The organism is Rhodobacter sp. NSM, assembly GCF_052244495.1.
GTDB lineage: Bacteria > Pseudomonadota > Alphaproteobacteria > Rhodobacterales > Rhodobacteraceae > Cereibacter_A.
The window spans coordinates 424,550-444,604 of sequence record NZ_JBQPXH010000002.1 but is presented as its reverse complement, the minus strand read 5'-3'; the positions used below and the strand labels follow the sequence as shown (position 1 = coordinate 444,604).

At 69.2% G+C, this 20,055-nt stretch carries 21 protein-coding genes; 10 read left to right on the top strand and 11 right to left on the bottom strand.

The features are described 5' to 3' along the window. The first annotated feature begins 28 nt into the window (after nt 1-28). The 4 genes from ACTVZP_RS06620 (at nt 29) to ACTVZP_RS06605 (ending at nt 3,485) form a co-directional block, all read left to right on the top strand. Nucleotides 29-886, top strand: coding sequence for an SDR family oxidoreductase (locus tag ACTVZP_RS06620; RefSeq protein ID WP_443211333.1), 858 nt, complete (start codon nt 29-31; stop codon nt 884-886). A 285-nt stretch (nt 887-1,171) separates the two neighbouring features. Further along, nucleotides 1,172-2,176, top strand: a complete 1,005-nt coding sequence (gene exbB / locus ACTVZP_RS06615; protein ID WP_443211332.1) for a tonB-system energizer ExbB — start codon at nt 1,172-1,174, stop codon at nt 2,174-2,176. 2 nt (nt 2,177-2,178) lie between these two features. Next, nucleotides 2,179-2,607: a TonB system transport protein ExbD gene (gene exbD / locus ACTVZP_RS06610; protein WP_443211331.1), complete on the top strand. Its 429-nt coding sequence runs from the start codon at nt 2,179-2,181 to the stop codon at nt 2,605-2,607. Then, a complete protein-coding gene (locus ACTVZP_RS06605; protein WP_443211330.1) occupies nt 2,604-3,485 on the top strand; it encodes an energy transducer TonB family protein in 882 nt (293 codons plus the stop codon). Before exbD ends, ACTVZP_RS06605 begins: the two co-directional genes overlap by 4 nt. A gap of 164 nt (nt 3,486-3,649) precedes the next feature. Here the strand turns inward: ACTVZP_RS06605 and map are convergent, their stop codons facing one another. After that, nucleotides 3,650-4,531: a type I methionyl aminopeptidase gene (gene map, locus ACTVZP_RS06600; protein ID WP_443211328.1), complete on the bottom strand. Its 882-nt coding sequence runs from the start codon at nt 4,529-4,531 to the stop codon at nt 3,650-3,652. 74 nt (nt 4,532-4,605) lie between these two features. On the opposite strand from map, the gene ACTVZP_RS06595 reads away from it, so the two are divergent. The 3 genes from ACTVZP_RS06595 to ACTVZP_RS06585 all read left to right on the top strand — a co-directional run bounded on the left by ACTVZP_RS06595 (nt 4,606) and on the right by ACTVZP_RS06585 (nt 7,040). Further along, entirely contained in the window at nt 4,606-5,337 is a 732-nt protein-coding gene (locus ACTVZP_RS06595) for a competence/damage-inducible protein A (RefSeq protein ID WP_443211327.1), read from the top strand. 3 nt (nt 5,338-5,340) lie between these two features. Further along, on the top strand, nt 5,341-6,051 hold the full coding sequence (locus ACTVZP_RS06590) for a GNAT family N-acetyltransferase (protein WP_443211326.1): 711 nt from the start codon (nt 5,341-5,343) through the stop codon (nt 6,049-6,051). Between the two features lie 77 nt (nt 6,052-6,128). Next, a complete protein-coding gene (locus ACTVZP_RS06585) occupies nt 6,129-7,040 on the top strand; it encodes an OmpA family protein (RefSeq protein WP_443211325.1) in 912 nt (303 codons plus the stop codon). A 99-nt stretch (nt 7,041-7,139) separates the two neighbouring features. On the opposite strand, the gene ACTVZP_RS06580 is transcribed toward ACTVZP_RS06585, so the two are convergent. Beyond that, nucleotides 7,140-8,045: a LysR family transcriptional regulator gene (locus tag ACTVZP_RS06580; RefSeq protein ID WP_443211324.1), complete on the bottom strand. Its 906-nt coding sequence runs from the start codon at nt 8,043-8,045 to the stop codon at nt 7,140-7,142. A gap of 354 nt (nt 8,046-8,399) precedes the next feature. On the opposite strand from ACTVZP_RS06580, the gene ACTVZP_RS06575 reads away from it, so the two are divergent. Beyond that, nucleotides 8,400-8,540, top strand: a complete 141-nt coding sequence (locus ACTVZP_RS06575) for a hypothetical protein (protein ID WP_443211322.1) — start codon at nt 8,400-8,402, stop codon at nt 8,538-8,540. A gap of 313 nt (nt 8,541-8,853) precedes the next feature. Here ACTVZP_RS06575 and ACTVZP_RS06570 read toward each other — a convergent pair whose 3' ends face one another. From ACTVZP_RS06570 to ACTVZP_RS06560, 3 genes are read right to left on the bottom strand one after another with little or no spacing between them, the layout of a single operon-like run. Further along, nucleotides 8,854-9,219: a hypothetical protein gene (locus ACTVZP_RS06570; protein ID WP_443211321.1), complete on the bottom strand. Its 366-nt coding sequence runs from the start codon at nt 9,217-9,219 to the stop codon at nt 8,854-8,856. A gap of 10 nt (nt 9,220-9,229) precedes the next feature. Then, complete coding sequence (locus ACTVZP_RS06565; RefSeq protein WP_443211320.1) at nt 9,230-9,988, bottom strand: DUF6478 family protein; 759 nt, start codon at nt 9,986-9,988, stop codon at nt 9,230-9,232. A 9-nt stretch (nt 9,989-9,997) separates the two neighbouring features. Continuing rightward, nucleotides 9,998-10,633, bottom strand: coding sequence for a cation transport ATPase (locus tag ACTVZP_RS06560; protein WP_443211319.1), 636 nt, complete (start codon nt 10,631-10,633; stop codon nt 9,998-10,000). Between the two features lie 366 nt (nt 10,634-10,999). Here ACTVZP_RS06560 and accD point away from each other — a divergent pair, with 366 nt between their 5' ends. Next, complete coding sequence (gene accD, locus ACTVZP_RS06555) at nt 11,000-11,953, top strand: acetyl-CoA carboxylase, carboxyltransferase subunit beta (RefSeq protein WP_443211317.1); 954 nt, start codon at nt 11,000-11,002, stop codon at nt 11,951-11,953. Next, on the top strand, nt 11,950-13,224 hold the full coding sequence (locus tag ACTVZP_RS06550; RefSeq protein ID WP_443211316.1) for a bifunctional folylpolyglutamate synthase/dihydrofolate synthase: 1,275 nt from the start codon (nt 11,950-11,952) through the stop codon (nt 13,222-13,224). The genes accD and ACTVZP_RS06550 overlap by 4 nt, the downstream gene beginning before the upstream one ends. A gap of 148 nt (nt 13,225-13,372) precedes the next feature. Here the strand turns inward: ACTVZP_RS06550 and ACTVZP_RS06545 are convergent, their stop codons facing one another. From ACTVZP_RS06545 to dapF, 6 genes are read right to left on the bottom strand one after another with little or no spacing between them, the layout of a single operon-like run. Next, a complete protein-coding gene (locus ACTVZP_RS06545) occupies nt 13,373-13,861 on the bottom strand; it encodes an RNA pyrophosphohydrolase (RefSeq protein ID WP_443211315.1) in 489 nt (162 codons plus the stop codon). A 7-nt stretch (nt 13,862-13,868) separates the two neighbouring features. Next, entirely contained in the window at nt 13,869-15,215 is a 1,347-nt protein-coding gene (locus ACTVZP_RS06540; RefSeq protein ID WP_443211314.1) for a S41 family peptidase, read from the bottom strand. A 7-nt stretch (nt 15,216-15,222) separates the two neighbouring features. Beyond that, nucleotides 15,223-16,335: a murein hydrolase activator EnvC family protein gene (locus tag ACTVZP_RS06535; protein WP_443211313.1), complete on the bottom strand. Its 1,113-nt coding sequence runs from the start codon at nt 16,333-16,335 to the stop codon at nt 15,223-15,225. After that, entirely contained in the window at nt 16,332-17,852 is a 1,521-nt protein-coding gene (gene gpmI / locus ACTVZP_RS06530) for a 2,3-bisphosphoglycerate-independent phosphoglycerate mutase (RefSeq protein ID WP_443211312.1), read from the bottom strand. Before gpmI ends, ACTVZP_RS06535 begins: the two co-directional genes overlap by 4 nt. 30 nt (nt 17,853-17,882) lie before the next feature. Beyond that, nucleotides 17,883-19,160, bottom strand: a complete 1,278-nt coding sequence (mtaB, locus tag ACTVZP_RS06525) for a tRNA (N(6)-L-threonylcarbamoyladenosine(37)-C(2))-methylthiotransferase MtaB (RefSeq protein ID WP_443211311.1) — start codon at nt 19,158-19,160, stop codon at nt 17,883-17,885. Next, complete coding sequence (gene dapF, locus ACTVZP_RS06520; RefSeq protein WP_443211310.1) at nt 19,157-19,996, bottom strand: diaminopimelate epimerase; 840 nt, start codon at nt 19,994-19,996, stop codon at nt 19,157-19,159. The genes mtaB and dapF overlap by 4 nt, the downstream gene beginning before the upstream one ends. Nucleotides 19,997-20,055 lie beyond the last annotated feature (59 nt).

Sequence of the window (20,055 nt, the reverse complement as noted above, 5' to 3'; positions counted from 1 at the left end):
GACCGACCCTACCAACCCGGAGGCCATGATGCCCGACCATCCGAAACCCCCGTTCCCGGACCAGCATCAGCCGATGCCCGGCCAGACCGCCCGCCTCGATCCGGTTCCCGACCATGGCGAGACCAGCTATCGCGGCTCGGGACGGTTGCACGACATGAAGGCGGTGATCACTGGCGCCGACAGCGGCATTGGCCGCGCCGTGGCCCTCGCTTTCGCGCGCGAGGGGGCGGACGTGCTGATCTCCTACCTCTCCGAGGATGACGATGCCGCCGAGACCGAGCGGCTGGTGACGGACGCCGGTCGCCGGGCGGTGCTGATGCGCGGAGACCTTCAGGAGGCCTCGCACTGCCGCGCCATCATCGACCGCGCCGCGGAAGAGTTCGGCCGCATTGACATCCTCGTGAACAACGCCGCGCATCAGGCAAGCTTCGCGGATCTCGGCGACATTTCCGACGAGGAATGGGAGGTGACGTTCCGCGTGAACATCCACGCCATGTTCTATCTGGCGAAGGCCGCCGTGCCGCATATGCGGGAAGGGAGCTCGATCATCAACACGACGTCCGTCAACGCCGACTCGCCCAGCCCGAATCTTCTCGCCTATGCGACGACGAAAGGCGCGATCCAGAACTTCACGGGCGGCCTCGCGCAGATGCTGGCGGATCGGCGGATCCGGGTGAACTGCGTCGCGCCCGGCCCGATCTGGACCCCGCTGATCCCCTCGACGATGCCGCCGGAAAAGGTGAAGAACTTCGGCAAGCAGGTTCCCATGCAGCGTCCCGGCCAGCCGGCGGAACTCGCCACCGCCTATGTGATGCTCGCGGATCCGGCCTCCAGCTACACCTCGGGCGCGACCATCGCGGTCACGGGGGGCAAGCCAATCCTCTGAGGCGACACGGAGGACGAAGGGGCGCGTCGGAGAACCCGGCGCGCCCTTTCCTGTTGTGCCCTCTCGCCGAACGCGCCGCGGAAGGGTGCCGCAGGAACCAGCCTCAAGATCCCTGTGCCGTTCCGTGTCTCCTCGATCTCCCCGTTGAAACTTGACCATTTTGGTAAACATAAAGTAAAGAACCGCCAGCCGTAACCTTGCTGCGACTCGACAGGGACGTGCGCAGGCAGGAGACAAGCCAAGCAAGAAACTCCCGCTGAATGCGGTCGAATACCGGAAGAATCCATGGCCTTGCTCTTGCGTCCGATCCTGCTGCTCGTCTTGACCGCCCTCGCGGCGCAGGCGCAGGAACAGCCGCCTGCCGTCCCGGATCTTGCGCCCCGGATACAGGTGCCATCATCCGACGACCCTGCTCCTGCCTTGCCGTCTGTTGACGCCGCGCCCGAAGGCTCGCCCGCGGAAGCGCCGCCGCCGGTCGCGGAGCCGGCCCCGTCCGGCGCCTCATCCCCGGCGGAGCCCTCCGCCGCCGACTCGCCGGCCGTTGCGCCGGAAGCCGATCCGCCAATCGCGTTCGAGCCGGGGCCCGACTTCGCGCCGGGTCCGATCCCGCATGACCTGACACCTTGGGGGATGTTCGAGGCTGCGCATTGGGTGGTTCAGGCGGTGATGGTCCTGCTGGTCGCGGCGAGCTTCGTGACCTGGACGGTCCTCGTCTTCAAGCTGGCCGAAATTGCCATTGCGCGCCGCCGCCTCGCCCGCACCGCGGCGACCTTGCGGGCATCCGCGACGCTGGACGAGGCAGCGCAGCGCCTCGCGGGGCGCAGCGATCCGGCAGCCTTCATGGCCCGGTCGGCGCTGGAGGAACTGGAGCGTTCCGACGCGGCGCTGGACCTCGCCGGGACTGCGGGGCTGAAGGAGCGCGTCCGCTCTATCCTCGAGCGGGTGGAGGCTCAGGCCGGCGAGAAGCTCCGGCGCGGGACCGGCCTTCTGGCGACCATCGGCTCGGTCGGGCCTTTCGTCGGGCTGTTCGGAACGGTCTGGGGCATCATGAACGCCTTCATCGGCATCTCGCAGAGCCAGACCACCAACCTCGCGGTCGTGGCACCGGGGATCGCCGAGGCCCTGCTCGCGACCGGGCTCGGCCTCGTCGCGGCTATCCCGGCCGTGGTGATCTACAACCACTTCATCCGCGCGATCTCGTCCTGGCGGCTGAGCCTCGCCGATGCGGGCGCAGCGGTCGAGCGGATGATGAGCCGCGATCTCGACTTCCGCACCGCGGGGAGGTCCTGACGATGGCGGGCTTCCGCGGCGACAACGGCGATGACCTGAACCACGAGATCAACGTCACGCCCTTCATCGACGTGATCCTCGTGCTGCTGATCATCTTCATGGTGGCGGCGCCGCTTTCGACCGTCGACGTGCCCGTGGACCTGCCCGGCTCGACCGCGAACCGCAGCCAGCGACCGGACGAGCCGATCTTCCTCACGCTGCAGAAGGACCTGCAGCTTTCTCTGAAGAACGCGCCGATCCCGCGCACCGGTCTCGGGCCGCAACTCGACGCTGTGACAGGTGGCAACCGTGACACGCGGATCTTCCTGCGGGCGGACGAAGCCGTAGCCTACGGGCAGCTGATGGAGGTGATGAACCTCCTGCGTGGGGCGGGTTACCTCAAGGTGGCGCTGGTCGGTCTGGAGGCAGTTCCCGGCGGAGGCACTCCATGAGCCATTATGCGGACTGGCGACAGAGCCTCGGCCCCGGACGGTTGCGGCGCGAGGCGGCAGGGTGGTCGCTGGCCGCCCTGACCGTGGCGGCCACGGCAACGGCGGCCGCCACGGCGGTCTTCCGCGTCGAGCAGCCCGGAAGCCCGGAGGCCCTGCAGGAGGCGGTCTATCTCGATCTCGAGCCGGAGCCGCCCACCCCCGCAGCCCTAGCCGCGCCCGCGGCCGCGCCGGAAGTGCCTCAGGCTGACGCTCCCCACACTCCCGAACCCGAGGAGATGGCCGGGTCGGCGCCGGATCTCGCCCCGTTGCCGCCCGATCTGCGGCCGCCCACCGAGACCGTCGATCTGCCGGATATTCCGGTGCCGGCGCCCGAGACCTTTTCCTACGATCCGCCGCCGCCTCCTCCCGAGGAACAGGTGGCCGAGATCCCGCCGGACGTGCGCCCTCTGCCCCGCCCGGAGCGGGACCCACCACCGGAAAGGAAGCCCGATCCTCCCAGGCGCGAGGCGAGGACGGCCGCGGCACCGCCGCCACAGCAGTCGGCCGCTCCCTCCGCTCAGGCGACAGGTCGGGCGACCGTGACCGCATCACGCGGTCAGGTGGAGAATCTCAAGGCGCGCTGGGGTGCCGAGATCCGCAATCGCATCCAGCGCCGGACCCGGGCGGCGAGAGGCTTGGCGGGAGAGGTGACGGTGCGTCTGACGGTGGCGCAGGGGGGGTCGCTCGGTGCCGCCTCGATCACCCGTTCCTCCGGAAATGCGAGGCTCGACCAGATGGCCTTGAGGGCCGTGCAATCGGCGGGCCGGTTTCCGGCCGCACCCGCAGCCCTGTCGGAAGCAAGCTACACCTTCACCTTGCCGATCACCTTTACCCGCTGAGGCGGGCGGACACCGCGAGGACGCGGGCTGGCCTCCTTCACGCACGGCACCGACCGGGATGCCCCGGCGGTAGATCAACGGAAAGACGCTCTGGGCCGGATTGGCGGCCGTGCCTCCGGCGGGGTTCTCCTCACCACGCACGGCTGGTGCGCGCGGTGGACCGGTCAGTCGGAGACGGGCCAGGTCGGGTAGAAGAGCCCGGCCGGCGAGAGGGTGAAGATCTCGCAGCCATCGGCGGTCACGCCCACGGAATGCTCGAACTGCGCCGAGAGCGACTTGTCCCGCGTCACCGCGGTCCAGTCGTCGGCGAGGACCTTGGTCTCCGGCCGGCCGAGGTTCACCATCGGCTCGATGGTGAAGAACATCCCTTCCTCAAGCACCGGCCCGGTGCCGGGACGCCCGTAGTGCAGGACGTTCGGGGGCGCGTGGAACACCCGTCCCAGCCCGTGCCCGCAGAAGTCGCGCACCACCGACATGCGGTTGTTCTCGACATGGGTCTGGATCGCCGCGCCGATGTCGCCGAAGGTCGCGCCGGGCCTCACGACCTCGATGCCCTTCATGAGCGCGTCATGGGTCACTTCCAGCAGGCGCTCGGCCTTCCGGCCGAGGGTACCCGCGACATACATCCGGCTGGTGTCGCCGAACCAGCCGTCGACGATCACCGTCACGTCGATATTGAGGATGTCGCCGTCCTTCAGCACCTTCGAGCCGGGAATGCCGTGGCAGACCACATGGTTGACCGAGATGCACGAGGCGTGCTGATAGCCCTTGTAGCCGACGGTGGCCGAGGTGAGGCCGCGCCGCTCGATCTCGTCGGTGATGAAACGGTCGATCTCGGCAGTGGTCGCGCCCGGCTGCACCAGCGGACCCACGAGGTCGAGAACCTCGGCCGCGGCCCGTCCGGCGGTGCGCATGCCCGCGAAATCCTCGGGTTCGTAGATCCTGATGCCGTTCTTGGTGATGCGGCCGCGCGACTCGTCCACTGGGCCTGATCCTTCTGGTCTCGGTGTCGTCTCAAGATAGTCAAGCTTCGGCTCCTTTGCCATACCTGCGCCTCCCGCGAAAGGTTTGAAACGCCGCGCGACCAGTCCTATAGCTTGGCCAGCCGAAGGAGGAGCCGATGCCCGCGAACCCCACCGCCGCCATGCTTGTCATCGGGGACGAGATCCTTTCCGGCCGCACCCGCGACGGCAACAGCCACTTCCTCGCGGGCGAGCTGACGCGCCACGGCATCCGCCTGTGCGAGATTCGCTGCGTCGCCGACGACCGCGAGGCGATCGTCTCGGCGGTGAACGCGCTGCGCGAACGGTGGGATCATCTGTTCACCTCCGGCGGGATCGGACCCACGCATGACGACATCACCGCCGAGTCGGTCGCCGAGGCCTTCGGCGTGCCCATCTCGGTCCGCCAGGACGCCTACGACCTGCTCGCCGCGCATTACGCGCGCACGGGCCTCGAGTTCAACGAGGCCCGGCAGCGGATGGCGCGGATCCCCGAGGGGGCAACGCTGATCGACAATCCGGTCTCGACCGCGCCGGGCTTCACGCTGGGCAACGTGCATGTGATGGCGGGCGTGCCGAACATCTTTCAGGCCATGGTGGCCTCGGTCATGCCGACCCTGACGGGCGGCGAGCCCCTCCTCAGCCAGACGCTGCGCGTGGACCGGGGAGAGGGGGAAATTGCGGGCCCTTTTGCAACTCTGGCCGCCGAATATCCCGACCTGCAGATGGGAAGCTATCCCTTCATCCAGAACGGCGCCTACGGATCCAACCTGGTGATCCGCGGCACCGATCCGGGGCGGATCTCGGAGGCCATGATGCGCCTCGCGGTGCTCTTCCCGCAGGCCCGCTGAGAGATGACGCCGCAGGACGTCTATGCGACCGTCGAGGCGACCTGGCCCGCGGCGGGCCTGACCCGCCTCGGCCCTTGGATCATCCGGGACGGCAAGGGGGGCGGCAAGCGGGTCTCGGCTGCGACCGCCGAAGGAGACTGGGCGGCTGACGACCTGCCCGAGGCCGAGGTCGCGATGGAGGCGCTCGGCCAGCCGCCGCTCTTCATGCTGCGCGCGGGCGAGGAGGCACTGGACGCGGCGCTGGACGCGCGCGGCTACCGCATCGTCGATCCGGTGACGGCCTATGCCTGCCCGGTTGGAAAACTCTCGGACGATCCTCCGGACGCCATGTCGGCGTTCACGCACTGGCCGCCTCTCGGCATCGTGCGCGATCTTTGGGCAGAGGGAGGTATCGGCCCCGCGCGTGTCGCGGTAATGGAGCGGGCGGCGGGACCGAAGTGCTGCATCCTCGGCAGGCAGAACGACCGCCCCTCCGGCGCGGCTTTCGTGGCGCTCCACGGCCCTTTCGCGATGGTTCACGCCCTCGAGGTGACGCCGGCGCTGCGCAGGCTGGGCTCGGCGCAGGCCATGATGCGGCGAGCGGCCTGCTGGGCCGAGGAGCAGGGCGCCGCATGGCTCTCCCTCGTCGTGACCTGCGCCAACGGGCCGGCGCGCGGCCTCTACGCATCGCTGGGAATGGAAGAGGTCGGCACATATCACTATCGCATGAAATGAGGCGACGAGAGGCGCAGGAGTGCACCGCAGGATCCGGTCCTCCTCCGGCGTTCCGGCTCGGCTGGATCGCAGCTGCGGTGCTTGCCCTTTGGCCGGGCATGGTGTCGGCCCTCGATCTCCCGGCTCCCTGGGCCCTTGCCGACCGGGAGGAGGAAGCCTTCTCGAGCTACCGGCTGCCCACCGGACCATGGACGGAGCAGGGCCTGCCGGTCCGGGTCTTCGAAGGCCGCATCACCCGCAGCGTTTGGCAGCGCGACCTCGAAGGCGCCTCGACGCTGGAGTTGCTTGCACCGCTTCGCGCGCAGTTCGAGGCCGAGGGCTTCGATCCGGTCTTTCAATGCGAGACGAACGGCTGCGGCGGGTTCGACTTCCGCTACGCGACAGATGTGCTGCCCGAGCCCGAGATGCATGTGGATCTCGGAGACTTCCGCTTCTACGCGGCGATCCGCGAGACACGGCAGGGGCCGGAAGCCGTCACTCTCTTCCTCAGCCGCTCGGACGCCACGGGCTTCGTGCAGGTGATCGAGACCGCGCCGCGCGATGCGCCGGAGCGTCCCGCCCCGGCGCCTCCGGCCGAAACGGCTGCCAAACCTCCGCCGGAGGTGCCGCCGGAGGGTGGCGTGGTCGGACGGCTGGAGCAGGCGGGGTCGGCGGTGCTGGAGGATCTGGCCTTCGGCAGCGGCTCGGCTGAACTGGAGGATCGCACCTACGAATCACTTGCCGCACTGGCCGGATGGATCGGGCAGGACCCCGCGCGGCGCGTTGTGATCGTCGGCCACACTGACGCCTCCGGAGGGTTGGAGGGGAATGTGACTCTCAGCCGGGCACGGGCGGCCTCGGTGCGGCAGCGGCTGATCTCGCGCTACGGGGTGGCCGAGACGCAGGTCACGGCTGAAGGCGTGGGCTATCTGGCGCCGCGCGCCACCAACCGCACCGAGGAAGGCCGCAGCCGCAACCGGCGGGTCGAGGTCATGCTGGTGGCGGGCTGACGAGGCCGAGGCAGGGACTGGCCCCTTGCCGAGCCGCCCGCAATCCATGCCGGAAGACGCGGTTTCCGGTCCTTGTGCAAAGGGCCGTCCGGTGCGGGTTCACCAGTTGTCCGGCCCCTTGTCGTTGTAGCGCCGGGCGAGGAAGTCGATGAAGGCGCGCACCTTCGGCTGTGTGAAGCGTCCGGGCGGATAGACCGCATAGATCCCCAGCGTCTCCACGGGCAGGCCGGGAATGGCTTCCTCGACCAGCCCCTCTCGCATCGCCTCGGCGAAGAGGAACGAAGGCAGGTAGGCGATCCCGAGCCCCGAGATCGCGGCGTTGAGCAGCGACTGGCCGTCGTTGACCGTGAGCCAGCCGGCCGTCCTCACCTGCCGCTTCTCGCCCGTAGGCGAGGTGATCTTCCAGACGTTGCCGTTCGCCTGGTTCGAGTAGTGCAGGAGCTTGTGGTCGTTCAGGTCGTCGATCTTCAACGGCCGGCCGTAGTGCTGGAAATAGCGGGGCGCGGCGATCATGCGCCGGGTCGTCTCGGTCAGCTTGCGGGCGCGAAGGCTGGAATCCTCGAGGTCGCCGATGCGGATCGCCATATCGAACCCTTCAGAGATGAGCTCGACATACCGGTTGTTCAGCACCATGTTCACGGTGATGTCGGGATATTCCAGCAGGAAGTCCCCGAGGATCGGAGAGAGCAGGTTGACGCCGAAGTCGGTCGCGACCGAGATCCTCAGGAGGCCGGAAGGCGCCGACTGCATCGAGGTCACGAGCGCATCCGCCTCTCCGGCATCGTTCAGCACGCGGCGCGCTCGGTCGTAATAGGCCAGCCCGATCTCGGTCGGCGAAACGCGCCGGGTCGTCCGGTTCAGAAGCCGCGCGCCGAGCCGGGCCTCGAGCGCCGAGACGTGCTTCGAGACGGCGGATTTCGAGATGCCCATCTTCTTGGCGGCGTCGGTGAAGCCGCCCTGATCCACGACCGTGGCGAAGGCTTCCATTTCCGTCAGTCGATCCATGGCGGTTCCCCCGGGGCACAGTCTTGGGCTCCTAATTCTCATGATCGGCAATTCGGGCAGGATTGCGGAAGGGGGCAGGCAAGTCCGGGATTTTGCGGTGGTCGCCCCGTTTCGCCAGAAGGCGGCGCTCGAGCTTCACGGTGATTCGCAATGGGTGCCGGGGTCGTATGCGTTGACATGCCGCACCCGCGCAGCCGGGGTGCGGACAGAATGTCACCTCGCCAAGCGCCAACGCGCAACAAAATTGCGTCATGCTGTCGCGCTGCGTTGCGGCGAGAGCATGGGAGGCATGCACCATTAGGGAGAAGTCAAGAAATCTGTGAGGTTTATATCGGGGGCCAAAGGAGAACGACCATGAAACACGATCATCGTCCCATGACCGCCGCCAATGCTGCCGAAATGGTTCCGGCCTATTTCACGCCCGAGCGCAACACCCGGCAACTGCGGAACCTGAGCGTTCTGGAACAGATGTACGGTTACTACAACCGCGACTGATCCCGCCGACGGAAGCCAGCCCGCGCCGCCCAGATCCGGACGGCGCCCGCGGCTCCAGGCTTAGACGGCTTTTCTCCCTTCCTCCTCCGGCACGCGCAGGCTGATGCGAAGGAGATCGGGCATCAGACGTCACCTCGTCATCCGTGACCACACTCGCCATAACGGCGAATCCGGCCAACCGACATGGGCGCGAGGTTCGGCACATGCCTTGCCCAAGCCGGTGAAGGCGGAATGCCTGTGCAAGCAGGTTCATTTCCGTACGCGGCGGAGGACCTTGGACAGGATATCCTGTTCAAGCGGCGCGAGGCCCGGACTACACGTCCCCCTCGCGGCAATGACGCCGGAACGCCTGCTTCAGCAGGTCGAGTTCCGCGCGCAGCAGGACCACTTCGGATAGGACGTCCTGATCAAGCGGCGCTCCGGCAACGATCGTGAAATGCGCCAGCTTTCCGGCTACGCCCGCCTCGCGGACGAGGAAGGTGTGGATGCCTTCCGAAAGCAGCTGCACCGGGATCGGCACACGCACCGTCCATTGGCCGCTGCGGTTAGGGATCGCCAGGATCTCCGGCACGGCCACCACTTCGCCCAGATGCATCACCTCGAGCTGCGGCGCCTCGCCGGCAGCCACGAGCAGGCCTTCCCAGACGCCCGCCTCTATCCGCACCTGCGTCAGGTCCATCGCCGCATCCTCACAGTTCCGCCCTCGGTCGCCGGCTGAGCGTCACGTCCCGAAGGATGATCCGATTCATACCCGGCCCTTCGAAGATCAGGTCCACCCACATCTTCTCGACTCGCGTCTCGACCATGCCGGTATAGGCCAGATCGAACTCCGTCACGCCGTCCGACAATGCGCGCACCTGCTGCTCCGTGTTGGGCCCCTGCCGCACGTTGAGCCGGGCGTAGACGGTCGTGGGCCATTCGAGATCGATTGCTGCCTCGAGCCGGAACAGGTGGCGGCGAGAGATACCGCTGCTCGCGGCGCCGGGCAGGTCGATCGCGATCGAGAGGAAGGTGCCCGTGAAACGGAACACCTCGAACTGCAGCCCATGCGGCGCAGGATCTCCCGGCCGGGCGTTCCTGATCTGGCGCAGCACGATCTCGCCCAGGTCGCAGTCATGGAAGAGCGTGATGCCTTCGCAGAGCTCGGCGCGTTTCGCGGCGGACGCGATGACCGGTAGCGGAACCGCACCCGCCCAAGGCTCGGGCCGCCAGTTCCAGTCCGTGCCGAGCGGCAGTCGCGGAGCCGCTGCTCCGCTTCGCGGCGCAGCGAGTCGCGCATCCGCCATACGCAGGAGTCTGTCGATCTGTCCTCGAAGGGCCCGGGCCTGCGTCCGGTGCAGCCGCAGCGCCTCCGGATCCTCGCGGGCGGCGCCGTCGGCTATCCTGCTCCAGCGCCGCAGCGCCAGCCGGTGCAACATTCCCTCGGCCAGCCCGCGGAGGAGTCCCATCCGGGGCCTCTAGCCTTCCGTGCGCGCGCCGCGGCGGTTCGCGTGCTGCATGGCGTCGACGAAGGCCGCGATCAGGCGCTTGCCGTTCTCACGGCCAAGCGGGGCGCTGCCAGTCCCGGAGGCGGTCAGCGTCACGAGACGACCGTTCAGGGTGATGACGGCACGCCAGCTTTCGGGGGACGAACGACGGTTGCCGTCCCGAAGGCGGATCAGGAACGCCTCGCCCCGCACCAGCGCCTCGAGAACCTCGATCCGTCGCGGATCGCCCGACCCGCTCAGCGCGCGGAGGCCGGGCTGCGACTGGAAGTAGGCCGCGAGCTCCCCTCCGCGCGTCTTGACGTCGATCCCCGAGCCCGGACCGCCGATCGTCGCGGTCAGCACCGCCGCCGGCCGGTCGGTGATACCGGCGCACCGCCCGATCAGCACGAGGCCGGCACCCGCGCCCGCCTCGCGGTCGATGCAGTACCCCGAGGGCGCCGCGACCCGAACGCCCTCGGCCGAGACCGGGAGCGCCGCGCCAGCCGCGATCAGCGCCGCAAGCAGCAGACTTGTTGTGCCGCCCCGCTCTCGCCGGCGGCTTCCGCGCACCGTGCCCGGCCCGCCACGAAGCAGGCTGCGCACGCTATGAACGAACAGGTTCCACATGGTCCCTCCGGTCCTGCTGCGCAGGGCATACTGGCCGCTACGGCGCGGAGCAAGCCGCGATTCGGTCGCCTTGCGGCATCCACCGCCGGGCGGCCCCGGTTCGCGGGGTCTGCGGAAGGATGCGACAGGGATGCCGCCGGGCCGGTCCGGATGCGGGCATCCGACCCGATCGGGACGGGGCAAGGACATGAGGGTGAGGGCGCGCCCCTCCCCCGCACGCCGCTGGGCGCGCAAGAGCATCGCGGACAGCCTCGGGCGGCCCGAAGCCCCGCGCGCCCGCGTCACAGGGGCACCCCGCCCGATTGCATTTCCCGGCCCTCCGGACTATCTCCGCACCAACGCCGCGACCGGAAGGGCAAGCCCCGCATGAACTGGATCTCCAACTACGTCCGCCCGAAGATCAATTCGCTGTTCTCGCGCCGCGAGGTGCCGGAGAACCTCTGGACCAAGTGCCCGGAGTGCGGAACGATGCTCTTCCACCGCGAGCTGTCCGAGAATCTGAACGTCTGCTCGACCTGCGACCATCACATGAACATCAGCCCGCGCGATCGGTTCGCCGCGCTGTTCGACGGCGGGATCTTCACCGAGGTCGAGGTTCCGGTGCCGCTGGCCGACCCGCTCCAGTTCCGGGACCAGAAGCGCTATCCCGACCGGATGAAGGCCGCGCAGAAGGCCACGGCCGAGAAGGAAGCGATGCTGGTCGTCGAGGGCGAGATCGCCCGGACGCCGATCGTCGCCGCCGCCCAGGACTTCGGCTTCATGGCGGGCTCGATGGGCATGTATGTTGGCAACGCCATCATCGCCGCGGCCGAGCGGGCGGTGAAGCAGAAGTGCCCGCTGATCCTCTTCGCCTCCGCAGGCGGGGCGCGGATGCAGGAGGGCATCCTCTCGCTCATGCAGATGCCGCGCACCACGGTCGCCGTGCAGATGCTGCGCGAGGCCGGGCTGCCCTACATCTGCATCCTCACCCATCCGACGACCGGTGGCGTGACGGCGTCCTATGCGATGCTGGGCGACGTGCAGATCGCGGAACCCCAGGCGCTGATCTGCTTCGCCGGCCCGCGCGTGATCGAGCAGACGATCCGCGAGAAGCTGCCCGAGGGCTTCCAGCGCGCCGAGTATCTGCTCGACCACGGCATGCTGGACCGGGTGACGCATCGCAAGAACATGCGCGAGGAGCTGGTCACGATCATCCGGATGCTGATGAACCAGCCGCCGGCGATCAAGGGCGACCTGCCCGCCCCCGAGGTCAAGCCCGTGATCGACCTGCCGCCGCCACCCACACCGGAAGCCATCGTCGAAGACAAGGCCGCGGAGTGAGCCTTCCCGCATCGGACGTCATCCTTCAGCGGATGATGTCTCTGCATCCCAAGATCATCGACCTGACACTCGACAGGGTGCACCGGCTGCTTGAGGCGCTTGGTCATCCCGAACGGTCGCTGCCGCCGGTGATCCACATTGCGGGAACCAACGGCAAGGGCTCGACCCAGGCGATGATCCGCGCGGGGCTCGAGGCGCAGGGCCTGCGGGTGCATGCCTATACCTCGCCGCATCTCGCCCGCTTCCACGAGCGCATCCGCCTGGCCGGAGAACTGATTTCCGAGCCCGCCCTTGCGGCTCTCCTCGACGAATGCCTTGAGGCGAACGGCCCCGATCCGATCACCTTCTTCGAGATCACCACCTGCGCGGCGTTGCTCGCCTTCGCCCGGACGCCCGCCGATTTTACCCTGCTCGAGGTTGGGCTCGGGGGCCGGCTGGACGCGACCAACGTGGTGGAGACGCCGCGCCTCACCATCGTGACGCCCGTGTCCATCGACCACCAGCAGTATCTGGGCGAGACGCTGCCCGAGATCGCGGGCGAGAAGGCGGGCATCCTGAAGCGCCGGGTGCCCTGCGTGGTCGGTCCGCAGCAGGAAGAGGCCCTTGCCGTCATCGAGGCCCGCGCCGCCCGCCTCGGCGCCCCTCTCCTCGCTCACGGCCAGCACTGGCAGGTCTGGGAGGAGCGCGGCCGGATGGTCTTCCAGGACGAGAACGGTCTGCTCGACCTGCCGCTTCCGAACCTGCCGGGGCCGCACCAGGTGCAGAACGCCGGTGCCGCGCTGATGGCGCTGCGCCACCTCGGCGCGCCTGCCGCCGCCTGCGAGGTGGCCGTCACCCGTGCCGACTGGCCCGCGCGGATGCAGCGCCTGCGCCGCGGCCCCCTTCCCGAAAGCGCGCCCGATATCGAGCTCTGGCTCGACGGCGGCCACAACCCGGCTGGCGGCGAGGCCGTGGCGGCGACGCTGGCGCGGATGCCACCGCGCCTTACCCATCTGATCTGCGGGATGCTGAACACCAAGGACGTGACGGGCTACATGCGCCCTCTCGCGCCCCACGCGGCGCGGCTTCACGCGGTGTCCATCCCCGGCGAGGCCAATACGCTTCCGGCCGAGGAAACCTGCGCCGCCGCCCGCGCGGCCGGGCTTGAGGCCACCACCGCCCCCTCCGTGGCCGCGGCTCTCGCCGCCATCGCCGCGGAGACGCCGGGCGCGCGCGTGCTCATCTGCGGCTCGCTCTACCTCGCCGGCGCGATCCTGCGCGAGAACGGCTGATACCGCTCGTTCCGCCGCACCCGCCGGCAGCCGGCAGCATCAGGGGGCCTCGACTTCATTCTCGTCCAAATATCCCGCGGGGGAGTCGCCGCGCCCGGAGGGCGGGGCGACGGGGGCGCGAAGCCCCCTCGCCCGCAGCGACCGGCGCTCAGGCGAGATGTTCGCGGAACGCCGCCACAACCTGCTCGTAGACCGCGCGCTTGAAGGGGACGATGGCCTCGACCATCTCGTCGGCGCCGATCCAGCGCCAGCGAGAGAATTCGGCATGTTCCGTGCCGATTCCCACCTGCTCATCGGTCCCGAGGTAGCGGAAGAGGAACCATTTCTGCCGCTGCCCGCGATACCTGCCCTTCCAGACCTTGCCGAGAAGGTCCGGCGGCAGGTCGTAGGTCACCCAATCCGGCGCCTTGGCCACGAATTCCACAAGGTCCGACGGGATGCCGGTTTCCTCCTGGAGTTCGCGCAGCGCCGCCTCGCGCGGCTTCTCGCCCTCGTCGATCCCGCCCTGCGGCATCTGCCAGGCGGGCACCGGGCTGTCGATCCGCTGCCCGGTGAAGATCAACCCTTCGCGGTTGATCAGCACGATCCCCACGCAGGGACGATAGGGCAGCGCCTCGGGGTCGATCACGTGCTCCATGGCCGCCTCAGGGCTTCACTTCGATGGCCGAGAGGCCCTTGAGGATGTCCACCGCATAGGCGAGCTGGTAGTCCTCGTCGCGGAGCTTCGCGGAGTCCTCGGCGCGGGCCCGGTCGGCCTCGAGCTGCTTCTTCTCGTCCTCGGTCATCGAATCGTTCGAGAGGACGCCACGCAGATCCGCCTCGGAGCGGCTGCGGGCGGCGCTCGCTGCGGGGGTCTCCTCCTCCTCGGTGCCCGCGGGCTTCGCCGGAGGCTGGTTCACCACGATGTCCGGCGCCACGCCGAGCGCCTGGATCGACCGGCCCGAGGGCGTGTAGTAGCGCGCGGTCGTCAGGCGCATGGCGCCCTCGCCCCGCAGCGGGATCACGGTCTGGACCGATCCCTTGCCGAAGCTCTTGGTGCCGACGACGATGGCGCGGCGATGGTCCTGCAGCGCCCCCGCCACGATCTCCGAGGCCGAGGCCGAGCCGCCGTTGATCAGCACCACCATCGGCTTGCCGTCGATCAGGTCGCCCGCGGTCGCGTTGAACCGCTCGCCATCACCCGCGGCGCGGCCGCGCGTCGAGACGATCTCGCCCTTGTCGAGGAAGGCGTCGGACACCTGGATCGCCTGGGTCAGCAGGCCACCCGGGTTGTTGCGCAGGTCGAGAACGACGCCGTTGATCTTGTCCTCGCCTCCCAGCGCCTTCATCTCCTTCTCCAGACCCTCCTTCAGGCCCGAGAAGGTCTGATCGTTGAAGGTCGTCAACCGCACCACGATGGTGTTGCCGACCACGCGGCTGCGCGCGGCCACGAGCTTGATCGTGTCCCGGATGATCGAGACGTCGAAGGGCTCGGCGGTGCCCTCGCGGACGACGGTGATGAGGATCTCCGACCCGACCGGGCCGCGCATCATGTCGACCGCCTGGTCGAGCGTGAGGCCGAGGACGGATTCGCCGTTGACATGGGTGATGAAGTCGCCGGCCTCGATGCCGGCGGCATCCGCGGGGGTCCCGTCCATCGGAGAGACGACCTTGACGAAGCCTTCCTCCTGCGTGACCTCGATGCCGAGCCCGCCGAACTCGCCGCGGGTCTGGACCTGCATGTCGTCGAAGTCGTCGGGCGGCAGATAGCTCGAATGCGGATCGAGCGAGGTCAGCATTCCGTTGATCGCGGCCTCGACCAGCTTCTGCGTGTCCACCTCCTCGACATATTGCGCGCGGATGCGCTCGAAGATGTCGCCGAAGAGGTCGAGTTGCTCGTAGACCGATTTCGACCGCTGCTGTTCCTGCGCGATGAGGGGCCCCGCCACCTGGGTCGCCAGCAGCACGCCGGCGACCGTGCCGCCCAGCGCGGCCATCATGTATTTCCTCATGGCGGTCCTATTCCTCGTTTGCCTCGAACCAGTCCGCCGGATCGACCGGCTCGGCTCCTTGCCTCAGTTCCAAGTAAAGCGTTTCCGTATCCCGAGCGCCAGCGCCCTCTCGGCCTTCTGCCTCTGCTGGCGAGGCCTGCGTCTCGCCCCCCATCAGCCCGAGCGGCGCACCGGCGGCGACGACCTCGCCCGTGTCACCATAGACGGTGCCCATCCCCGCCAACACCAGCAGATAGCCGGCGCCGGGCTCGAGGATCATCACATTTCCGTAGTCGAGAAGCGGCCCGCGGTAGCGGATCGTGGCGGGCCAGGGTGCGGTGACCAGCGCCTGGGGTCGGGCCGCGATGAGGATGCCGGGGCGGCGGATGCCCGCAGCATCGGCCTCGTTGGCGCGGCGCAGGATCGTGCCCAGCACGGGCAGCGGCAGGCTTCCGCGGGCCCCTTCGAAGTCGCGCGCCGCCGCATCCGGATCGCCGGTGGCAAGCCCGCCCGCGAAGGCGTCGAGCGTGTCGGCGCTTTCCAGCAGGCCCTTCAGCACCGCCGGGTCCTCGGTGAAGCGCGTGGGCAGGTCCACCCGCTCCGAAATCGCCTGACTGAGGCCGGTCCGCGCCTCCTGCGCGACGCCCAGTCCTTCGGCGAGCGTCTTGCCTGCCGCAGTCTGCAACTCGCGCAGGTCGCGCATCTCGCTCACCTGCTGGCGGAGCGACTCGGCCTGCGCCAGAAGCGCGGGCGTCACATCCGACAGGATCATCCCCGAGCGCGCCGTGCCGAGCGGCCCCGCAGGATGCATGAGGAGGAGCGGCCCCGGCCGCGCATCCATCCGCGCGAGCACACCCAGAAGCTGCGAGATCTCGTCCCGCTTGGCCTCGAGCAGCATCTCGAGCACCGACTCGCGGATCGCCGCCTGCCGCAGGTTCTCGCGCAGCGCGGCGAGCCCGCGCTCGTAGGCCCGGATCGTCGTGGTCAGCGCCGAGACCCGATCGCGCGCGCCCTTGGCCTCTTGCAGCGCCGTCACCGCCGCCTGCAGATCGCGCGCCGCCTGCGCTGCCTCCTGCGCCACGGTCACGGCCGCGGCCGGCGTGGCAAGAAGGCCCAGCGCAAGGACGAGCGCGCGGATCATGCGTCGATCAGGCTCCGTCCGGTCATCTCCTCGGGCTGGGGCAGCTGCATGAGCTGGAGGAGCGTCGGCGCGAGATCGGCAAGCCGGCCCGGATGGAGGCGCGCACCCGCAGGCCCGTTCACGAGAATGACCGGCACCGGGTTCGTCGTGTGCGCCGTATGCGGGCCGCCGGTCTCGGGATCGACCATCGTCTCACAGTTGCCGTGGTCGGCGGTCACGATCATCGCGCCGCCGGCCTTCGTCACCGCCTCGACCGCCCGGCCGAGCCCGCGGTCCACCTCCTCGACGGCGGCCATGGCGGCCTTCAGATCGCCGGTGTGGCCCACCATGTCGGGGTTGGCATAGTTCACCACGATCAGGTCGTAGCCGGCGCCGATGGCCTCGACGAGATGGTCGCTCACGTCGGGGGCCGACATCTCGGGCTGCAGGTCGTAGGTCGCGACCTTGGGCGAGTTGGCCATGTAGCGGTCCTCTCCCGTCTCGGGCGCCTCGCGGCCGCCGTTCAGGAAGAAGGTGACATGGGGATATTTCTCGGTTTCCGCGATACGGAACTGCCGCAGCCCATGGCTCGCCACCCATTCGCCCAGCGTGTTGCGGATCACGGGCTTGGGATAGGCCGTGGTCATGAAACGGTCGTGCTCCTTGGAATAGTCCACCATCCCGAGGAAGGCCGACCAGTCCGGCCGCGCGCCCGTCTCATAGGCGTCGAAGCCCGGCTGGGCGAGACCGGCGAGGATCTCGCGCGCCCGGTCGGCGCGGAAGTTGAGGCAGAAGAAGCCGTCGCCGTCGCCGGCGCCCGCATAGTCGCCCACCACGGTCGGCGCGACGAATTCGTCGGTCTCGCCCCGCGCCAGCGCCGCCGCCACCGCGGCCTCGGCGTCGGGTGCCTGCTCGCCCGTGGCGTGGAGCATCGCGTCGGAGGCGCGCTTCACCCGATCCCAGCGCTTGTCGCGGTCCATGGCCCAGTAGCGGCCGATCACCGTGCCGATGCGCGCGCCCTCGGGCAGCACCCGCACGAGCTGGCCCACGAACTCGCCCGCCGAGGTGGGGGCCACGTCGCGCCCGTCGGTAATCGCATGGATCACCACCGGGATGCCCTCGCCCGCCAGCACCTCGACCGCGCTGATGAGATGCTGGATGTGCCCGTGCACGCCGCCGTCCGAGACGACGCCCATCAGATGCGCCGTGCCGCCCTTGGCCTTCACCTTGCCGATGAAGTCGCGCAGCGCCGGATTCTGCGGAAACGACCCCTCCTCGATGGCAAGGTCGATGGCGCCGAGGTCCATCGCCACCACCCGGCCCGCGCCGATGTTGGTGTGCCCGACCTCCGAATTGCCCATCTGGCCGCGCGGCAGGCCCACGTCCGGGCCGTGGGTGACGAGGGTCGCGTTCGGGCAGGTCGCCATCAGCCGGTCGAAGGTCGGGGTATCGGCCAGCGCCACGGCATTCGCCTCGCGCTCGGCACGCAGCCCCCAGCCGTCGAGGATGCAGAGGACGACGGGTTTCGGTGCGGTCATGGAAGGGCCTTTCACTGGAATGGCCGGGTTTTACGCCGCGAGATCGGCCTCGGCAACCGTGGCGGTCAGGCGCCCCTCAGCATGACCCGAGACGGCGGCGGAGAGGATCCGCCCCTCGGGCTGGTCGGCGGCGAAGGCCACTTCGGTGAACTGCTCGGTTCGGCCCATGCGCGGGCCCTCCATCAGCACCCGGTGCGTCCGGCCGCGCTGGCCCTCGAGATGGGCCAGAAGCCGCGCCTCACCGAGAGCCCGCAGCTGCGCCGCCCGCTCACGGATCACGGGCCCGGCGAGCTGCGGCATCCGCGCGGCGGGCGTGCCCTTGCGCGGCGAGAAGGGGAAGACATGCAGGAAGGTGAGCCCGCACTCCTCCACGAGCTTCAGCGAGTTGGCGAAGGCCGCCTCGGTCTCGGTCGGGAAGCCCGCGATGATGTCGGCGCCGAAGACGATGTCGCGGCGCAGCCGCCGTGCCTCCTCGCAGAAGCGGATCGCATCGTCGCGCAGGTGGCGGCGCTTCATCCGCTTCAGGATCAGGTCGTCGCCATGCTGGAGGCTCAGGTGCAGATGCGGCATCAGCCGCGGCTCGGTCGCGATGGCCCCCATCAGCGCCTCGTCGGCTTCGATCGAATCGATCGAGGAGATCCGCAGCCGCGCGAGGTCCGGCACCAGCCGCAGGATCCGCATCACGAGATCGCCGAGACGCGGAGCGGCCGGCAGGTCCGCCCCCCAGGAGGTGAGATCCACGCCCGTCAGCACCACCTCGGCAAAGCCGCGGTCCACGAGCCGCCGGATCTGCTCCACCACCACGCCCGCGGGGACCGAGCGCGAATTGCCGCGGCCATAGGGGATGATGCAGAAGGTGCAGCGGTGATCGCAGCCGTTCTGCACCTGCACATAGGCGCGGTGGCGGCCGAAGCCGTCGATCAGGTGGCCCGCGGTCTCGCGCACTGACAGGATGTCGTCCACCTGCACCCGCTCGGTCTCGCCGATCAGGTCGGGCGCCATCGCGGCCCAGGTGGCGGGTTGCATCTTCTCGGTATTGCCGATCACCCGGTCCACCTCGGGCATGGCCGAGAAGGTCGCGGGCTCTGTCTGGGCCGCGCAGCCGGTGACGATGATCGTGGCCTGCGGATTCTCGCGGCGCAGGCGGCGGATCTCCTGCTTGGCCTTGCGCACCGCCTCGGCCGTGACCGCGCAGGTATTGACCACGACGGCATTGTCGACGCCCGCCGCGGTGGCGAGCTCCTTCATGGCCTCGGTCTCGTAGGCATTGAGCCGGCAGCCGAGAGTGGAGAAGACCGGCGCGCTCATGCCAGCGCCATCATCTCGGGCGAGAGATGCCCCTCGAACACCCGTGCGACCGGCCCCGAGAGCCAGACGCCCTCGTCGCGCCAGTCCACTTCCAGCACGCCCCCGTCCATCTCGAGCCGCACCTGCCGCCCCGTCAGGCCGCGCCGGGCAGCCGCCACCGCCGTGGCGCAGGCGCCCGAGCCGCAGGCGAGCGTGATGCCCGCCCCGCGCTCCCAGACGCGCAGCCGCAGCCGGTCGGGGCCGATCAGGCTCGCGAATTCCACGTTGGTGCGTTCGGGAAACAGCGGATCGGTCTCGACCGAGGCCCCCCGCGCCGCCAGATCGACCGCCTCGGCGTCGTCCACGAAGAAGACGCAATGCGGGTTGCCCATCCCCACCGCGGCGGGCGCGCCCTCGAGCGGCAGGCTCTCCGTCTCCACGGCACGGGCGAGCGGAACCTCGGACCACAGGAGCTGCGGCGCCCCCATGTTCACCGCCACGAGCCCGTCCTCGCGCCGCCGCGCGTGCAGGTGGCCACGCGCGGTGACGAGCGTCACCTCGTCCCGGCCCAGATCCCGCATCAGGTAGTCGCTGACGCAGCGCGTGGCATTGCCGCAGGTGCCCGAGCGCGAGCCGTCCGAGTTCCAGAAGTCGAGCGCGCAATCCGCCCCCTCCTGATCGCGGATCTCGGCAAGCTGGTCGAATCCCACCCCGCGGTGCCGGTCGCCCAGGGCCCGCGCCAGCCCGGCCGTCACAAGCGCCCCGCCGCGCCCGCGCGAGTCGATCACCACGAAATCATTGCCCGCCCCATGCATCTTCATGAAGCCGAGACCCGAGGAAGCGCCCATGTCCATCATGCCGCACCCTATACGCCCGTCAGGATCTTTTTGCCAGAGCAGGCGATCTTTCTGCATAT